This is a genomic window from Streptomyces sp. NPDC001902, assembly GCF_042891295.1.
In the GTDB taxonomy this organism is placed as follows: Bacteria; Actinomycetota; Actinomycetes; order Streptomycetales; family Streptomycetaceae; genus Actinacidiphila.
The window spans coordinates 163,592-179,542 of record NZ_JBIATA010000007.1; the positions used below are offsets into that span (position 1 = coordinate 163,592).

20 protein-coding genes are annotated in these 15,951 nt (G+C 74.0%); 9 read left to right on the plus strand and 11 right to left on the minus strand.

Annotated elements, in window-relative coordinates; genetic code table 11:
* Positions 1–34: 34 nt before the first annotated feature.
* Positions 35–1,480 carry an MFS transporter gene (locus ACFYYN_RS14800; RefSeq protein ID WP_500546096.1) on the plus strand — a complete coding sequence of 482 codons (1,446 nt, stop codon included), beginning with the start codon at positions 35–37 and terminating at the stop codon, positions 1,478–1,480.
* A 13-nt stretch (positions 1,481–1,493) separates the two neighbouring features.
* Here ACFYYN_RS14800 and ACFYYN_RS14805 read toward each other — a convergent pair whose 3' ends face one another.
* Positions 1,494–2,684 carry a S1 family peptidase gene (locus ACFYYN_RS14805; protein ID WP_500546097.1) on the minus strand — a complete coding sequence of 397 codons (1,191 nt, stop codon included), beginning with the start codon at positions 2,682–2,684 and terminating at the stop codon, positions 1,494–1,496.
* Between the two features lie 244 nt (positions 2,685–2,928).
* Between ACFYYN_RS14805 and ACFYYN_RS14810 the strand changes: the two genes are divergently transcribed.
* The 4 genes from ACFYYN_RS14810 (at position 2,929) to ACFYYN_RS14825 (ending at position 6,052) form a co-directional block, all read left to right on the plus strand.
* On the plus strand, positions 2,929–3,645 hold the full coding sequence (locus ACFYYN_RS14810) for a lysophospholipid acyltransferase family protein (RefSeq protein WP_499510343.1): 717 nt from the start codon (positions 2,929–2,931) through the stop codon (positions 3,643–3,645).
* 107 nt (positions 3,646–3,752) lie between these two features.
* A complete protein-coding gene (locus ACFYYN_RS14815; protein WP_500546098.1) occupies positions 3,753–4,811 on the plus strand; it encodes an NAD-dependent epimerase/dehydratase family protein in 1,059 nt (352 codons plus the stop codon).
* Between the two features lie 38 nt (positions 4,812–4,849).
* Positions 4,850–5,680, plus strand: a complete 831-nt coding sequence (locus ACFYYN_RS14820) for a TIGR02452 family protein (protein ID WP_500546099.1) — start codon at positions 4,850–4,852, stop codon at positions 5,678–5,680.
* 9 nt (positions 5,681–5,689) lie between these two features.
* Positions 5,690–6,052: a cupin domain-containing protein gene (locus ACFYYN_RS14825; protein WP_500326867.1), complete on the plus strand. Its 363-nt coding sequence runs from the start codon at positions 5,690–5,692 to the stop codon at positions 6,050–6,052.
* Between the two features lie 81 nt (positions 6,053–6,133).
* On the opposite strand, the gene ACFYYN_RS14830 is transcribed toward ACFYYN_RS14825, so the two are convergent.
* Entirely contained in the window at positions 6,134–7,735 is a 1,602-nt protein-coding gene (locus tag ACFYYN_RS14830) for an alpha/beta hydrolase (RefSeq protein ID WP_500546100.1), read from the minus strand.
* 245 nt (positions 7,736–7,980) lie between these two features.
* Between ACFYYN_RS14830 and ACFYYN_RS14835 the strand changes: the two genes are divergently transcribed.
* Together ACFYYN_RS14835 and ACFYYN_RS14840 are read left to right on the plus strand one after the other, a co-directional pair.
* Entirely contained in the window at positions 7,981–8,841 is an 861-nt protein-coding gene (locus ACFYYN_RS14835) for a LysR substrate-binding domain-containing protein (protein WP_500546183.1), read from the plus strand.
* 51 nt (positions 8,842–8,892) lie between these two features.
* Entirely contained in the window at positions 8,893–9,204 is a 312-nt protein-coding gene (locus tag ACFYYN_RS14840) for an antibiotic biosynthesis monooxygenase family protein (RefSeq protein WP_499510349.1), read from the plus strand.
* Between the two features lie 60 nt (positions 9,205–9,264).
* Here ACFYYN_RS14840 and ACFYYN_RS14845 read toward each other — a convergent pair whose 3' ends face one another.
* The 9 genes from ACFYYN_RS14845 to ACFYYN_RS14885 all read right to left on the minus strand — a co-directional run bounded on the left by ACFYYN_RS14845 (position 9,265) and on the right by ACFYYN_RS14885 (position 14,847).
* Entirely contained in the window at positions 9,265–9,708 is a 444-nt protein-coding gene (locus ACFYYN_RS14845; RefSeq protein WP_500546101.1) for a type II toxin-antitoxin system PemK/MazF family toxin, read from the minus strand.
* Positions 9,705–10,466, minus strand: a complete 762-nt coding sequence (locus tag ACFYYN_RS14850) for an urease accessory protein UreD (RefSeq protein WP_500546102.1) — start codon at positions 10,464–10,466, stop codon at positions 9,705–9,707. The genes ACFYYN_RS14845 and ACFYYN_RS14850 overlap by 4 nt, the downstream gene beginning before the upstream one ends.
* Positions 10,463–11,158, minus strand: a complete 696-nt coding sequence (gene ureG / locus ACFYYN_RS14855; protein WP_500326860.1) for an urease accessory protein UreG — start codon at positions 11,156–11,158, stop codon at positions 10,463–10,465. Before ureG ends, ACFYYN_RS14850 begins: the two co-directional genes overlap by 4 nt.
* Before the next feature lie 11 nt (positions 11,159–11,169).
* Positions 11,170–11,844, minus strand: coding sequence for an urease accessory protein UreF (locus ACFYYN_RS14860; RefSeq protein WP_500546103.1), 675 nt, complete (start codon positions 11,842–11,844; stop codon positions 11,170–11,172).
* Between the two features lie 16 nt (positions 11,845–11,860).
* The gene (locus ACFYYN_RS14865; RefSeq protein ID WP_500546104.1) at positions 11,861–13,582 is read right to left on the minus strand and encodes an urease subunit alpha; all 1,722 of its coding nucleotides are present in this window, start codon (positions 13,580–13,582) and stop codon (positions 11,861–11,863) included.
* The gene (locus ACFYYN_RS14870; protein ID WP_500546105.1) at positions 13,575–13,886 is read right to left on the minus strand and encodes an urease subunit beta; all 312 of its coding nucleotides are present in this window, start codon (positions 13,884–13,886) and stop codon (positions 13,575–13,577) included. Before ACFYYN_RS14870 ends, ACFYYN_RS14865 begins: the two co-directional genes overlap by 8 nt.
* Before the next feature lie 10 nt (positions 13,887–13,896).
* The gene (locus ACFYYN_RS14875) at positions 13,897–14,199 is read right to left on the minus strand and encodes an urease subunit gamma (RefSeq protein ID WP_499510356.1); all 303 of its coding nucleotides are present in this window, start codon (positions 14,197–14,199) and stop codon (positions 13,897–13,899) included.
* A 115-nt stretch (positions 14,200–14,314) separates the two neighbouring features.
* Positions 14,315–14,452 (minus strand): hypothetical protein, encoded by a 138-nt coding sequence (locus ACFYYN_RS14880; protein ID WP_500546106.1) that lies wholly within the window; start codon positions 14,450–14,452, stop codon positions 14,315–14,317.
* A gap of 101 nt (positions 14,453–14,553) precedes the next feature.
* Positions 14,554–14,847 (minus strand): type II toxin-antitoxin system Phd/YefM family antitoxin, encoded by a 294-nt coding sequence (locus ACFYYN_RS14885; protein ID WP_500331264.1) that lies wholly within the window; start codon positions 14,845–14,847, stop codon positions 14,554–14,556.
* Between the two features lie 84 nt (positions 14,848–14,931).
* Between ACFYYN_RS14885 and ACFYYN_RS14890 the strand changes: the two genes are divergently transcribed.
* Positions 14,932–15,573, plus strand: a complete 642-nt coding sequence (locus ACFYYN_RS14890) for an ATP-dependent Clp protease proteolytic subunit (protein ID WP_500534845.1) — start codon at positions 14,932–14,934, stop codon at positions 15,571–15,573.
* Positions 15,574–15,579: 6 nt separating this feature from the next.
* The gene (locus ACFYYN_RS14895) at positions 15,580–15,885 is read left to right on the plus strand and encodes a hypothetical protein (RefSeq protein WP_500546107.1); all 306 of its coding nucleotides are present in this window, start codon (positions 15,580–15,582) and stop codon (positions 15,883–15,885) included.
* Positions 15,886–15,951 lie beyond the last annotated feature (66 nt).

Sequence of the window (15,951 nt, forward strand, 5' to 3'; positions counted from 1 at the left end):
CGAACGCCGTTCGTCCCGTCCCGCGGAGGCCCCCATGACCACCCAAGCCCCCTCCCCGCCGGCGCCCCCGGCCGCCGGCCACCCCCTGCGCAAGCTCGGGCTGGCCGTGATCCTCGCCGTCGAGATCATGGATCTGCTCGACGCCACGATCGTCGGCGTCGCCTCGCCCTCGATCCGCGCCGACTTCGGCGGCAGCTCCACGCAGATCCAGTGGATCACCGCCGCCTACACGCTGGCCTTCTCCGTGCTGATGATCACGGGGGCGCGGCTCGGCGACATCGTGGGCCGCCGCCGGATGTTCCTCGTCGGGCTCGCCGGGTTCACGGTGTGCTCCGCGCTGTGCGCGGCCGCGGGCTCCGCGGGGATGCTGATCGGCGGGCGGGCCGCGCAGGGGCTGTTCGCCGCCATGATGGTGCCGCAGGGGCTCGGCATCCTGCGCCAGATGTTCCCGCCGAAGGAACAGGGGGCGGCCTTCGGCGCTTTCGGGCCGGTCATGGGCCTCGCCGCGGTCGCCGGGCCGGTGCTCGGCGGTTTCCTCACCGACGCCGACCTGTTCGGCTCCGGCTGGCGCTCGGTGTTCCTGATCAACGTCCCGATCGGCGCCGTCGCCTTCGCCGTCGCGCTGCGCATCCTGCCCGAGGGCCGCTCGCCGCACGCGCCGCGGCTGGACCTGCCGGGGTCGGCGCTGGTCAGCCTCGGGGTGCTCATGCTGGTGTACCCCCTGGTCCAGGGCCGCGACCTGGGCTGGCCGCTGTGGACGTACCTGTCGATGGCGGGCGCGGTCCCGGTGCTCGGCCTCTTCGCCTGGTACCAGCGGCGGCTGGTGGCGCGGGGCGGTTCCCCGCTCGTCGAGCCGGGGCTCTTCCGCCACCGCGGCTTCTCCGCCGCGCTCGTGGTGGGCGTGGCCTTCTTCGCGGCGATCAGCGGGCTGATGCTCGTGCTCACCCTGCACCTGCAGGTCGGGCTCGGCTACAGCGCCCTGCACGCCGGGGCGTCGATGATCCCCTGGTCCGCCGGCACGGTCGTCGGCGCGGTCCTCTCCGGTGCCGTCCTCGGCCCGAAGTACGGCCGGCGCACCATCCAGGCCGGCTTCGCGCTGTCGGCGGTGGCCGTCGCCGCGCTGGCGCTCACCGTGCACCTGGCGGGCCAGGGGGCCACCACCTGGCAGCTGCTGCCCGCCCTCCTGCTGAACGGCTTCGCGATGGGCCTGGTCATGGCGCCGTTCTTCGACATCGCCCTCGCCAACGTCGAGGAGCGCGAGACCGGCTCGGCCTCGGGTGTCCTCAACGCCGTTCAGCAGCTGGGCGGTTCGGTCGGTGTCGCGGTGCTCGGCACGGCGTTCTTCTCGTACGCGGCCGACGGGGGCACGGTGCCCGCGACCCAGTGGACGGCGCTCATGGCCGCGGCCGCGTTCGTCGCGGCCCTGGCGGCCGCCTTCCTGATGCCCCGTCGCGCCCGCGAGGGCGCGACGGGACACTGAAAGAGCACCTGCCTCAGGCGGTGTGCAGGGTCAGGCCGTAACGGGCCAGGATCGGGTTGACGGGCTGGAACCAGGTCTCGCCTCCGGAGGAGCAGTTGCCCCAGCCTCCGGAGGTGACGCCCTGGGCCTGGTCGCCGCTGATGAACGAGCCGCCGGAGTCGCCCGGTTCCGCGCACACGTTCGTCTTCGTCAGGCCGTACACGCTGCCCTGGCTGTAGTTCACGGTCTCGTTCTTCGCCAGGATGGTGCCGCAGTGCCAGTGCGTGGTCGACCCGGAACGGCAGACCGACGCCCCCACCGGCGCCTCGGCGGAGCCGCGCACCAGGGCGTCGGGGACGGTGCCCCAGCCCAGCACCACCGGAACCGTCCACCAGCCGCTGCCGACGTTAACCCAGCCGTAGTCGTTGCCGGGGAACGTGCCGCCCTGGAAGGCGCCGACGTAGGAGCCGTCCCAGCCGTACACGGCGGCGCCGGGCTGGGCGCAGTGCCCGGCGGTGACGAAGCCGCCGTACACCGAGAAGCCGATGGAGCAGCGGATGTTGTGGCTGTAGTACGGGTCCCCGCCGACCGTCCCCGCGGAGAGCGTCGCCGGTGCCTGCGCGGCCCGGCGTACCGAGGTGACGACGGCGCCGGGTGCGGCCCGGCGGGCGGAGGCGACAAAGGCGCGCACCGCCGCGGTGTCCCGCGCGCCCGCGCGGACGTCGACGACGACGCGGTTGGCCCGCGGGTCGACGCGCCAGCCGGTCACGGCCGCCGGAGCGGCCCCCGCCCTGGCCCCGCGGTCCAGGACCGCCTTCGCCGCGTCGAGTTCGCCCGCGGAGTGCTCGACGACCCGTACGGCCGCCCCGGTCCCGCGGACGGCCGCGGCCTTGCGTTCGCCGGTCACGGCGACGACGAGGGCGCCCGTGCGCGCGTCGAACCAGGACCCGCCGTAGTCCGCGCCCGCGGCACGCCGGGCGGCGGGCTCCAGGCGGGTGGCGGCGGCCTCGTCGCGCAGGCGTTCGCGCGCCTGCGCCTCGCTCAGGCCCAGGTCGCCGGCGAGGGCCCGGACGAGCCCGGCGGACGGCGTGCCGGCGGCGGAAGCGGGTGCGCTCCCCGTGGCGGGAGAGGCGGCGGCGGGAGTGAGCGCGGTGGAGGTCGCGCCCAGTCCCGCCAGGACGAGCAGCACGGACAGGGCGGCACGCGCGCTGATCCTGCGTCTCATGGCAGTTCCCCTAACTGGTGTGGGAGGAAGTGGTGCAGGGGAGGTTGTGAGAGCGCTCTCAAAACTGACGTCGCCGCGAGCCTAGAGGTGACGATTAGTCATGTCCATACCAATCGCTCGGCGCACGCGTGCGGGCCCGGTGACGCACGGCACCCGCCGCGCCTAGACTGACCATCCTCGAACCGCGTTGTGACCTGGCAGAACGCCGCCCCGGAGCCGATCGGCGCCAGTTGGGAGTCAGTCCGTGTTCTACTACGTGCTCAAGTACGTGGTCCTCGGCCCGCTGCTGCGGGTGCTGTTCCGCCCGAGGATCGAGGGCATGGAGAACATCCCGGAGGAGGGCGCGGCGATCGTCGCGGGCAACCACCTGTCGTTCTCCGACCACTTCCTGATGCCCGCGATCCTGCCGCGCCGGATCACCTTCCTGGCGAAGGCCGAGTACTTCACCGGAACCGGCATCAAGGGACGGCTGACCGCGGCGTTCTTCCACAGCATCGGGCAGATCCCGGTCGACCGCTCCGGCGGGAAGGCGGGCGAGTCGGCGGTCCGCGAGGGGCTGAAGGTGCTCGCCAAGGGCGAGCTCCTCGGCATCTACCCCGAGGGCACCCGCTCCCACGACGGACGCCTCTACAAGGGCAAGGTCGGCGTGGCCACCATGGCCATCCGCGCCGGGGTCCCGGTGGTCCCGTGCGCGATGATCGGCACGTACGAGATCCAGCCCGCCGGCCGGCGGCTGCCGCGCATCAAGCCGGTGACGATCCGCTTCGGCGCGCCGCTGGAGTTCTCCCGCTTCGAGGGGATGGACAACGAGCGCTTCGTGGTGCGCTCGGCCACGGACGAGATCATGTACGCCATCCTCGGCCTGTCCGGCCAGGAGTACGTCGACCGGTACGCCTCCGAGGTCAAGGCGGAGCAGCAGGGCCAGTCCGGCATCGGCTCCCGGCTGCGCCGCAGCGCCTGACCGGTCGCACCCTGACCGGTCGTACCCTGGGCGGTTGCGCCCTGGGCGGATCCGCGCACGGCGAACGGGCCTGGCCCCGCCGTCACCGGCCGCCTAGCGTCGCCGTCATGACGAGGACTGCGTTCGTGATCGGGGCGACGGGACAGATCGGCCGGGCGTCGGTACGCGCCCTCGCCGAGGACGGCTGGGAGGTGCGGGCCGCCTCCCGCGGGGGCGGCGGTGACGTGGACTGGCCCGACGGGGTACGGCCGGTGGCCGTGGACCGCGAGGACACCGCGGCCCTGGCGTCGGCGCTCGGCGAGGGCTGCGACGTGCTGCTGGACTGCGTCGCCTACGGTCCGGAGCACGCGCGGCAGCTGACGGACCTGGCGGACCGGATCGGCTCCGCGGTCGTCGTGTCCAGTTGCTCCGTCTACGAGGACGGCCGCGGCCGCAGCCTGGACACCGACGGGGAGCCCGGCGGCGCGCCCGTCTTCCCGGTACCCGTCACGGAGGCACAGCCGGTGCTGGCCCCGGGCGAGGGCGGCTACTCGCCGCGCAAGGTGGCGCTGGAGCGCGACCTCCTCGCGGCGGAGGGACGGTTGCCCGTCACGCTGCTGCGCGCCGGGGCCGTCCACGGCCCGCACAGCCTGCGGCCCAGGGAGCTGTACTTCGTCAAGCGGGCCGTGGACCGGCGGCCGTTCCGGGTGCTCGCGTACGGCGGGGAGAGTCGCTTCCACCCGGTGCACGCCGCGAACCTCGCCGAACTGGTGCGGCTGGCCGCCCGCCGCCCGGGCTCCCGGGTGCTCAACGCCGGTGACCCGTACGCCCCGACGGTGGCGGAGATCGCGGACGCCGTCGGCGCGGTGCTGGGCCACGAGACGGAGACGTACACCGTGGACGGCCCTCCCCCGGCGAAGAACGTCGGCGACACCCCGTGGACCACGGCCCACCCCTTCGTGCTCGACATGTCGGCCGCGGAGCGCGAGCTGGGCTACCGCGCCGTGACCGGCTACGTGCAGTCGCTGCCGGAGAACGTGGCCTGGCTGGTCGAGCGGCTCGGCGGGCGGGACTGGCGGGAGGCCTTCCCCGTCCTGGCGTCGACGTACGACCGGTTCGGCGACCTGTTCGACTACGCGGCCGAGGACCGCTGGCTGGCCTCCGGAAAACCGCTCGTCGCGCCCTGAGAGCCCCACTAGCCTCGGGGCGTGGGAAAGGACCGGACATGAGTGCGCGGCTGCGGGCCCTCGCCAAGGAGACGGAAGGCCTCGTCGCGACCGGCCGGTACCGCACGGCACGCGGCGTGGAGGTGGCGATCGGGGAGGCCGTCGCGCGGGCCGTGCGGGGGACGCGGATGTACGGCCCCGGGCCCGTCGATCCCGGCCCCCGCACGGAACGCACCGGGCCCACGGCCTTCGAGGTGACCGGCGAGGACAGCCTGCAGGCCGCGCGCCGCCTGGTGCGGCAGGCACCGGGGGTCCCGGTCGCCGTGCTGAACTTCGCCTCGGCGCGCAACCCCGGCGGCGGCTACCTCAACGGGGCGCAGGCCCAGGAGGAGGCGGTGTGCCGCGCGTCGGCGCTGTACACGACGCTGCTCACGGCGAGGCAGTTCTACGACTGGCACCGGGCCGACCGCAGCCCCTTCTACAGCGACCGGGTGATCCACTCCCCCGCCGTCCCGGTCTTCCGCGACGAGCACGGCGTCCTGCTGGACGAGCCCTTCGAGGCCGGCTTCCTCACCTCCGCCGCGCCGAACGCGGGGGTGATCGCCCGCCAGGACCCCGGCGCCACGGACCGGGTGCCGGCCGCCCTGACGGCGCGGGCGGGCAGGGTGCTCGAGGTCGCCGCGGCGCACGGCTACCCCTGCCTGGTGCTGGGTGCCTGGGGCTGCGGGGTGTTCCGCAACGACCCGGCCGCGGTCGCGGCCGCCTTCCGCGAGCACCTCGGGCCGGGCGGCCGGTTCGCGGACCGCTTCGGCCGGGTCGTCTTCGCCGTACTGGACCGGCGCGCGGACTCGCCCACCCGGGCGGCCTTCGCCGCCGCCTTCCCCGGGTAGAGGAGTCCCATGAGCGACAAACGCAACATCGACACCGTGATGGACGCCGTGGACCAGAAGTGGATGCCGCACGTCCTCGCCGAGGTCAACGACTACGACGTGAAGGTGGCCAACGTCGAGGGCGACTTCACCGAGCACGCGCACGCGGACACCGACGAGTTCTTCCTCGTCCTCGCCGGCCGTCTGCACCTGGAGCTGCCGGACCGTACGGTGACCCTCGGCCCGCACGAGGTGTTCACCGTGCCCCGCGGTGTCCCGCACCGCCCGCGCGCCGAGGAGGGCACCCGCATCCTGATGTTCGAGCCGCGCGGCACGGTCAACACCGGCGACGGCAACGAGGGCACGGGCACGACCGGGGTACGGCTCGGATAGCCGCCCGGGCCCGGAACGCCGGACGGCCCCGCCGCGCCCCTGTGGGCGCCGCGGGGCCGTCCGCCTGTGCACCGCGGAGGGTCAGCTCGTGGGCGGCACCGGCGTGGCGTGCGGAGCGCACGTCACGTCGGACCGGTCGAGCCTGCCGGTCACGAAGTAGCCGGTGACCCGGTCGTTGATGCAGGGGTTGACCAGGCCGGTGACGCCGTGCGAACCGGCGCCCTTCTCGGTGATCATGAGCGAGCCCTTGAGCCGCTTGTGCAGCTCCACGGCGCCGGTGTACGGGGTCGCCGCGTCACGGGTGCTCTGGACGATCATGACGCGCGGCAGGCCGTGGCCGGTCCGCACCTCCACGGGGTTCTGCTGCGGGACGCCCCAGGTGGCGCACGGCAGGTTCATCCACGCGTTGGACCAGGTCAGGAACGGGTACTTGGCGTGCAGACGGGTGTTGTCGCGGTCCCAGGTGCGCCAGTCACGGGGCCACTTGGCGTCGGTGCACTCCACCGCCGTGTAGACCGCGTTGCCGTTCTCCGAGGAGATGTTGCCCGCGGTGTCCGACAGGTCGGGCGCCGCGGCGTCGACCAGCGCCTGGGTGTCACCCGCGAGGTAGGCGCTCCAGATCCCGGCCACGGCCGCCCACGACGAGTCGTAGTACGGGGCGCTCTGGAAGAGGCCGAGCAGTTCGGCCGGGCCCACGAGCCCGCCGATGGGGTGCGCCTTGGCGGCGGCCCGCAACTGCTCCCACTTCGCCTGGACCTTCGCCGGGGTGTTGCCGATGTGGTAGACGGAGTCGTACTTGGCGACCCAGGCCTTCCAGTCGTTCCAGCGGCCCTCGAAGGCGACGTCCTGGTCGAGGTTGTTCCGGTACCAGATCTGGTCGCGGGACGGGTTGACGACGCTGTCGACGACCATGCGGCGCACGTGCGACGGGAAGAGCGTGGCGTAGACGGCGCCGAGGTAGGTGCCGTACGAGACACCGAGGTAGTTGAGCTTGCGCTCGCCGAGGGCGGCGCGGACGACGTCGAGGTCGCGGGCGGTGTTGGCCGTCGTCATCTGCGACAGCATCGCGGCACCGGTGCGCTCCTTGCAGCCTTCCGCGTACTCGGCGGCCAGCTTGCGCTGGGCCCGCTTGTCGGCCTCGCTGTCGGGAACCGGGTCGGCCTTGGGGGCCTTCACGAACTCCTGCGGGTCGGCGCAGGAGATGGGCGCCGAGTGGCCGACGCCGCGCGGGTCGAAGCCGACGAAGTCGTAGGCCTTGGCGGTCGCCGCCCAGATCGGGTTCTTGGTCGTCACGCGGAGCGGGAAGCGCATCCCGGAGCCACCGGGGCCGCCCGGGTTGTAGATGAGGGCGCCCTGGCGCTCGGCGGCGGTGCCGGTGTTGCCGATGCGGTCCACGGCGATCTTGATCGTCTTGCCGAAGGGCTTGGCGTAGTCGACCGGAACGGTCACCCAGCCGCACTGGACGGGGTTCGCGATGCCCCAGTCGGCCGGGCACGCGGCCCAGTCGATGCCCTTCTTCGCGGCGTGCGCGGCGGCGATCCGGACGCCGCGGGCCTCGGCGGCGCCGCTGTGTCCGTGGGCCTTCGGCGCGCTGCGGGCGACCGCGGTCTGCGGTGCCGCCGTGGCGACGGTGCCGGCTATCAGGGCCGCGGTCAGCCCGAGCACGGCCGTGCGTCTCACCATGAACTCCCCCTGCTGTTGATGCCGCTCGTGGCGGCCTGAACGCAACTGCAGGGGGATCCTTTCGTCCCGGAAGCCCCGGGGAGAAGATCTTATGAGTGTTTCTTTACCAACGCATAAGGCGGGAGCTCCGGTTGGCGGCGTGCGCGGGGCACCGGACCGTCGCCGGCCGGCTCCGGCTGGACGAGGGCCGCCAGGTGGAAGGGGTGGCCCGGGAGTCCGGCGACCCGGGATTCGCCGTCGGGGTCGTGGCCGGGGCCCCGCCCCTGGCGGCCGGCGCCCGGACGGCGAGGGCCCTGGCACGGCTGCGGGAACTGCGCCCGCGCGCCCGGGTGACGCTGCGGGAACTGGACCGCGCGGAGGTCGTCACCGGGGTGGCAGCGGGAGGGCTCGACGTCGGGCTGGTCGACGGCGCGGCGTCCGGCGATCGGCTGCGGCTGCGGCTGCGGCTGCCCGAGGCCGGCCCGCTGCACGCGGTGCGCTGCGCCGAGGCGGACCTGACGGTGGTCCTGGCGGAGGATCATCCGCCGGCCCCGCCGGCCCCGCCGGCGGGGAGTGCGGCTGGCCGGACCTCACGGACGCCCTGTGGGTCGACGCGCCGGCCGCCGCGCTGCCACCGGCGCTGCTGCATCCGGCGGCGGCCGGGAGGGCTTCCGGGCGGGCGTGCGGCACGAGGGGCCCGAGGTCTGGACGGTGACTCGTCAGGCCGGGACTCGGTCCGGCGCTGCTGCCGTGCTCCGCGGCCGCAGGGGGCGCCCGGCGTCGCCGTGGTGCCGCTCACCGCACCGCGGCTGGTCCGCCGTACGGAGGTGCTGCACCGCGGCGGCGCGGGCGGGGCGGCGAGGGTGCTGACCGGCCTGCTGACCAGGGCACCCGGCCCGCAGCGGCCGACGGGGCTCACCCGTTCGGCCCAGTGCCTTTTGCCCCGCCCAGGTGACGGCCGCACAGTCGAGGGACGGCGGTATCTGGGCGCCCCATCCCCCCGGGGTGGACGAGGCGGTCCCCCGGGCGACCGTCCCGGGACCCGCGCTCGACGGCCCCTGCCACGCGACTCCCGCGCCGCCCCGTGCGATCGAACGGCCCGCCCGGGCCCCACGCCACCGTCCTGAGCGCGGCTGCGGCGTGCGCACGGTCCTCGCGCCCCCAAGGATCGAGGTCCCATGGACAGCACACCGAAGACACGCGTCGTTCTGCGGATTCGCCTGCACGAGGGCAAGGGGGATCAGTATGCGGCGGCATACGACCTCGTGCACCAAGGCATCGTCTCGGCAGACGGCTTCATCAGCTCGCAGCTGTGCCGGTCCCACGCGGACCCGGACAGCTGGATCGTGACCAGCGAGTGGCGGTCGCTCGACCAGTACCTCGCCTACCTGGCGAGCGAGGACTTCAAGGCGCGGCGGGTCGGGCTGCGCGAGTGCATCGTGGAGCACGAGTCGACGCAGTACGCGGTCGTCGCCGACGTGAAGCCGTGACGCCGTGAAGGCCCCGGCCCCGGGGACGGTAGCCGCCCCCGGGGCCGGTCCGCGTGCGCGTCAGCGCCAGCGGTACAGCTCCTTGAGCCGGTTCACGACGATGTTGAAGCGGCCCCGGTCCAGCGCGCAGGCCTCGCGGCGCATGCCGTCGGGGTGGACGCGCAGCACGCGGTCGACGTTCACCCAGGACGGGCGGCCGGACTTGTCCCACGGGCCGGAGCCGATGGCGACCCACTCCCGGTCGTCGTTGTGCTCCTTGCTGGACAGCTGCACGGCGAGCAGCGTGTCGGTCCGCTCGCGCGCGACGACGAGGACCGGACGGTCCTTGCCGCGGCCGTCGTTCTCCTCGTAGGGCACCCACGTCCAGACGATCTCGCCCGGGTCGGGGTCGCCGTCGTGGGCGGGTGCGTACTCGGTGCGGACGGGGCCGACCTGCTCCGGCTGGGCCTCGATGGTCGCACTGGGGCCGTAACGGCCCGGGTTCTCGGTGTCTATCGACGTCACGGGGCCACGCTAGCCGACAGGATGCGGCGCAGGCACAGCCCGTCCGGCGCGAGCGCGGTCAGCAGCGCGGCGGGACCGGCGAGCGGGGTCAGCACGGCCTCGCCGTGTTCTGCGTCCCGCACCGGCACCCGCGCCTCCACCGGCTTGTCCGTGAACGCGGGGTCCACGACCAGCAGTTGGCCCGCCGCCCGGTGCGTGTGCAGGACGGCGGGCCCTGACCAGCCCGCCACGCCCGGCCCGAAGGAGAGCTGCTGGTCCAGCAGCGGACGGCCCCCGACCCGTACCGTGAGGCGGGTGGTGAGCCGGCCCGGCCGCTCCCCCGCCCGGCCGAGGATCTGCTCCTCGCGCAGCACGAGGCGGGCGCCCGGGGCGAGTTCGGCCGTCGTGGTCATGAGCAGGTCGCTGCCCTCCGCGGCGATCAGCGGCTCCGGCAGCCAGTGCAGCACGGCGTCCTCGCCGACGGTGAGCCGTACGTCGTACCGCGCCTGCTCCCCGCCCCGGCCGGGCAGCGACACGGTGGCCGCCGCCGCGTCCACGTGGAGCACGGCGCCGGGCCGGGCGGTGACGTGCACGGCCAGCCGGTCGCCGCCCAGCGGCGCGCTCATGGCGCCGACGACCGTCACCCGGGCCGCCCGTGCATCGGCGGACCGCGTACGGCGCAGCGCGAGCGGCCCCTCCCCGGTGAGTTCGGGCAGTGCGGTGCCGCCGCGGCCGTCCGGGACGGCGGTGATCCGGGCGGTGGCGTGGACGCCACTCACGCGGGGACCGCCGCCCAGGCCGTCAGCCGCGTACGGATCCACTCGGCGACGGGGGCGACGCCGTTCTCGGCGACGAGGGAGGTGAAGACCACCGGCAGGTCGCCGCGCTGCCGCTTCGCGTCGCGCGCCATGCGGCCGAGGTCCGAGCCGACGTACGGGGCGAGGTCGGTCTTGTTGACGACCAGCAGGTCCGCGGTGGTGACCCCGGGGCCGCCCTTGCGCGGGATGTCGTCGCCGCCGGCCACGTCGATCACGAAGACCTGGGCGTCGACCAGGCCCTTGGAGAAGGTGGCGGTGAGGTTGTCGCCACCGGACTCCACGAGGACGAGGTCGAGCGGCCCGACGCTGTCCTCCAGGTCCTCGACGGCCTCGAGGTTGGCCGAGATGTCGTCGCGGATCGCGGTGTGCGGGCACGCACCGGTCTCCACCGCGGCGATCCGCTCGGGCGGCAGCACGGCTTTACGCAGGAGGAAGTCGGCGTCCTCGCGGGTGTAGATGTCGTTGGTCACGACGGCGATGGACAACTCCTCGCGCAGCGCGCGGCACAGCGCGGCGACGGTGGCGGTCTTGCCCGAGCCGACCGGGCCGCCGAGGCCGATGCGCAGGGCGCGGCGGCTGCCGTCGGGGCGGGCGGTGGGGGTGGCCCAGGTGTGCCGTTGCGGGAAGACGGTGTGGTCGTGGTCGAGGTGCATGAGGGGTCCCCCTAGGAGGCGAAGAGGCGGACGGGCCACCCGGCGTGGGCCTCGGCGTACACGTCGAGCAGCGGCGCGGAGGCGGCGGGCAGAGCGTCGGTGCCCTCGGTGAGGCATCGGTGGGCGGCGTCGGCGGCCCGGCCGGCGACCTCGTCCAGGTCCGGGGCGAGCCGGGCCAGCACGGCGGTCACCGCGAACGGGTCGAGGCTCAGCAGGCGTACGGCGGCGGTGGCCGGGCCGGTCACGGCCTCGTACGCCGCCGCGTGGGCGGCGTCCAGCGGGGTGAGGCCGGCGGCCCGGGCGGTCACGCCGAGCACGACGGGCTGGTGGGCCCCCCGCGGCCGGGCGGCGGTGAGCGCGTCGAGCGCGGGCGACGGCCAGGCGGCGCGGGCGGCCCGCGTCATCTGGCGGCCGAGGCGGCGGGCGGTCTGCCGCAGCGCGGGCGAGGGGGTACGGGCGTCGGCGGCCTCGTCCAGTGCGAGCGGGTCGGCGCCCGCGGTGGCCGCGGCGGCGAGCGCCGCGGCCACCAGGCCCGTGGTGTGCAGCCTGCCCCGGCAGAACTCCTCGAGCGTGCCGGGGCCGGTGATGCGGCCCGCCGTGACGGCCGCCTCGGCCCCTCCGGAGTGGGCGTGGCCCCCGGCGGGGAAGCGGCCGTCGGCGAGCAGCAGCAGCGCGGCGCGGTTCATCGTCCCCCTGCTCCGTTCAGAACAGGAAGTACCGCTGGGCCATGGGGAGTTCCACGGCCGGGGCGGGTTCGACGACGTCTCCGTCGATGCGGACGGTGAAGGTGTCGGGGTCGACCTCGACGTGCGGCATGGCGTCGTTCTCGCGCATGTCCGCCTTGGTGACGCGCCGGGTGTCGCGGATCGGGAGGAACCGCTTGCCGAGGGCGAGGCGTTCGGGGAGGCCGTCGTCGAGGGCGGTGTGCGTCACGAAGGTGAAGGAGTTGGCGGCGGGAGCGTGGCCGATCGCGCCGAACATCGGGCGCGGCAGGACCGGCTGGGGGGTCGGGATGGAGGCGTTGGCGTCGCCCATCTGCGCGTAGGCGATCTGGCCGCCCTTGAGCACGAGGTGCGGTTTGACGCCGAAGAACGCCGGGTCCCACAGCACCAGGTCGGCGAGCTTGCCGCTCTCGACCGAGCCGATCTCGCCGTCGAGGCCCTGGGCGACGGCGGGGTTGATGGTGTACTTGGCGACATATCGACGTGCGCGCAGGTTGTCGGCCCGTCCGTCGCCGGGCAGGGCCCCGCGCCGCCGCTTCATGACGTGCGCGGTCTGCCAGGTGCGCAGGACGACCTCGCCGACCCGTCCCATGGCCTGCGAGTCCGAGGAGATGATCGAGATCGCCCCCAGGTCGTGCAGGACGTCCTCGGCCGCGATCGTGCCGGGCCTGATCCGCGACTCGGCGAAGGCGAGGTCCTCGGGCACGGAGGGGTTGAGGTGGTGGCAGACCATCAGCATGTCGAGGTGCTCCTCGACGGTGTTGACGGTGTGCGGCCGGGTCGGGTTGGTCGAGGACGGCAGGACGTTGGGGTGGGCGACGACGGTCATGATGTCCGGCGCGTGCCCGCCGCCCGCGCCCTCGGTGTGGTACGCGTGGATGCCCCGGCCGGCGATGGCGGCGAGGGTGTCCTCGACGAAGCCGGCCTCGTTGAGGGTGTCGGTGTGGACGGCGAGCTGCGCGCCGGTCGCCTCGCACACCGTCAGGCAGGCGTCGATGGCGGCCGGGGTGGCGCCCCAGTCCTCGTGGATCTTGAAGCCGACGGCCCCGCCCCGCAACTGGGAGAGCATCGCCTCGTGGGAGACGGTGTTGCCCTTGCCGAGCAGGCCGATGTTGACCGGGTAGTGCTCCAGCGCCGCGAACATCCGCTCCAGGTGCCAGGGCCCCGGCGTGATGGTGGTGGCCTTGGTGCCCTCGGCCGGGCCGGTGCCGCCGCCGACGAGCGTGGTGATGCCGGCGGCCAGCGCCTCGTCCACGATCGTCGGGGAGATGAAGTGGACGTGCGCGTCGACGGCCCCGGCGGTGACGATCCTGCCGTTGCCGGCGATGACCTCCGTCTCGGGCCCGATGACGAGGTCCGGATGGACGCCGTCCATGGTGTCGGGGTTGCCGGCCTTGCCCAGCGCCGCGATCCGCCCGTCGCGGATGCCGATGTCGGCCTTGACCACGCCCCAGTGGTCCAGGACGACGGCGCCGGTGATCACCGTGTCGGGGGTGCCCTCGGCCCGGGTGGCCCGGGCCTGCCCCATCGACTCGCGGATCACCTTGCCGCCGCCGAAGACGACCTCGTCGCCCGAGCCGTCGGCGCCGCCCGACAGGTCCCGCTCGACCTCGATCAGCAGGTCGGTGTCGGCGAGCCGTATACGGTCCCCGGTGGTCGGCCCGAACAGGTCGGCGTAGACGGCACGCGAGAGCTCAGCCATCGAGGGCACCTCCGGTCTCTCCGCGCAGCCCCGCCACGATCCGCGCGCCGCCCAGCGGCACGAGCTCGACCTCGACGGGGATGCCGGGCTCGAAGCGCACGGCGGTCCCGGCCGCGACGGCCAGGCGCTTGCCGCGGGCGGCGGCGCGGTCGAAGACGAGACCCGGGTTGGCCTCGGCGAAGTGGTAGTGGGAACCGACCTGGACCGGCCGGTCGGCGGAGTTGAGCACGGTCAGCCGGGTGACCGGCTTGCCCGCGTTGAGCACGACGGGCCCACCCGCGTGGAGGATCTCCCCGGGAATCACGCGGCGCCCCCTAGACGATCGGCTCGTGGACGGTGACGAGCTTGGTGCCGTCCGGGAAGGTGGCCTCGACCTGGACGTCGTGGATCATCTCCGGCACGCCCTCCATCACGTCGTCCCTGGTGAGCACCTTGCGGCCGGAGGCCATGAGTTCGGCGACGCTGCGGCCGTCCCGGGCGCCCTCGAGGAGGTGCGAGGTGATCAGGGCGATGGCCTCGGGGTGGTTCAGCCTCAGGCCCCTGGCCCGCCGCCTCTCCGCCACGTCCGCGGCGACATGGACGAGCAGGCGTTCCTGCTCGTGGGGGGTCAATTGCATGGCCACACCTCGCAGTCGTCCCGGGTGAACGGACCCACGGGGGCGTCCCCGGCCGGCAGATCCGCCCTGCCGTTGTCCGGCAGCCGCAGGCTAGTTCGGCGGCGTTTCGTCCGCGTTAACTCCCGGGCTCCGGGGTGAAGCCGGCGGGCGCGCGGGGGAGCGGGGTGCGGGCGACCTCGTCGGGCCCGGCCTCCTCCGGCAGCATGCCACGGCCTTCCCGCTCCTCCGCGTACGACACGAGTCCGGCGACCACCCGGGCGCACCCCTGCCCCGGCCGCCGGGCGAGCCGGCACACGACCCCCTCGGGGACGGCCGGCGGATCGGCTCCCTCAGGTCCGCGCCGCCACGAACCGCTCAGACCCCGTCGTGATGGGCGTCCGTCGTACCGCGGTGCTCCGCGGCGATGCCGAACCGGCGGCGTTCGCCCGTGGCGGACACCACCCCGCGCACCGAGGAGACCGTACTGACCACCGCCTCCTCGGGAGCGGCGTCCAGTTCTTGGAGTCGTTGCAGGTCAGCGGCGGATACCAGGGCGACGAGCGGTTTGCCGTGACGCGTCACGACCACCCGCTCACCGCCGTAGACGACGCGGTTGATCAGTTCCGCCAGCTCCGCACGCGCTTGTGTCACCGGGACTTCATGGGCCATGCTCCCCATCATAACGAGATGTACGTCCTGTACATTTTTTACAGCGACGGGCACCCCTGCCCGGGTGCCCACGGAGGTGCAGCGATGCTTCGACCGACCGCCCGCCACGTCCTGCCCGAGTTCACCGAGCGCACCAGCGAGGGCGTACGGACCATGGACCCGTACTCCAAGCTGCTCCAGGAGCGGATCGTCCTGCTCGGGACGCCCATCGACGACATCTCGGCGAACGACGTGATGGCCCAGCTCATCCACCTGGAGGCCGCCGCCCCGGAACAGGACATCTCGCTCTACATCAACTCTCCCGGCGGGTCCTTCACCGCGATGACCGCGATCTACGACACCATGCAGTTCGTCAGCTGCGACGTGTCGACGGTGTGCGTCGGCCAGGCGGCCTCGGCGGCGGCCGTCCTGCTCGCCGCCGGAGCGCCCGGCAAGCGGCTGATGACCCCCGGCGCGCGGGTGCTGATCCACCAGCCCTCGTTCGCGGAGGTGATCCAGGGCACCACCGCGGACCTGGAGATCCAGGCCCGGGAACTGCTCCGCCGTCGGGAGCAGTTGGAGGAACTGCTGGTACGCCACACCGGTCAGGCACCGGAGCGGATCGGGGCCGACATCGAACGGGACACCATTTTTGACGCACCGTCGGCCCTCGCCTACGGCCTGGTGGACCGGCTGACGCTGAGCCGCAAGGACGGCGCCGGCCGCGCCCCGCGCGCCCTGCGGTGACGGGCCGTGGTACCCGAACTGCCCCCGCTCCCCGCACTGACGCGGGCCGAGGGCGAGCTGATCGACACCTACCTGCAGGTCGTGGACCTGCTGGGCCGGATCAACCCGTCCCGCTCCCGGGACACCTACGGGGCGCTGCGCGCCGCGCAGGCCCTGGTGGGGAGGGCGGCTGAGCTGCGGGACGCGCTGACGCTGATGCACATGCGCGGGGAGGGCGAGGTGCACACGGCGACGATGGAACGGGCGCTGCGGGTGCTGGACGGCGAACGGCGCACCGGTCAGGTCACCTTGCCGCCATCACGGCCGTGCTGACGGAGCGTCACGACACACTGGTCCGTTCGGGCGGCGCGAACTCGAACCGAATGGACTCGCCCGATC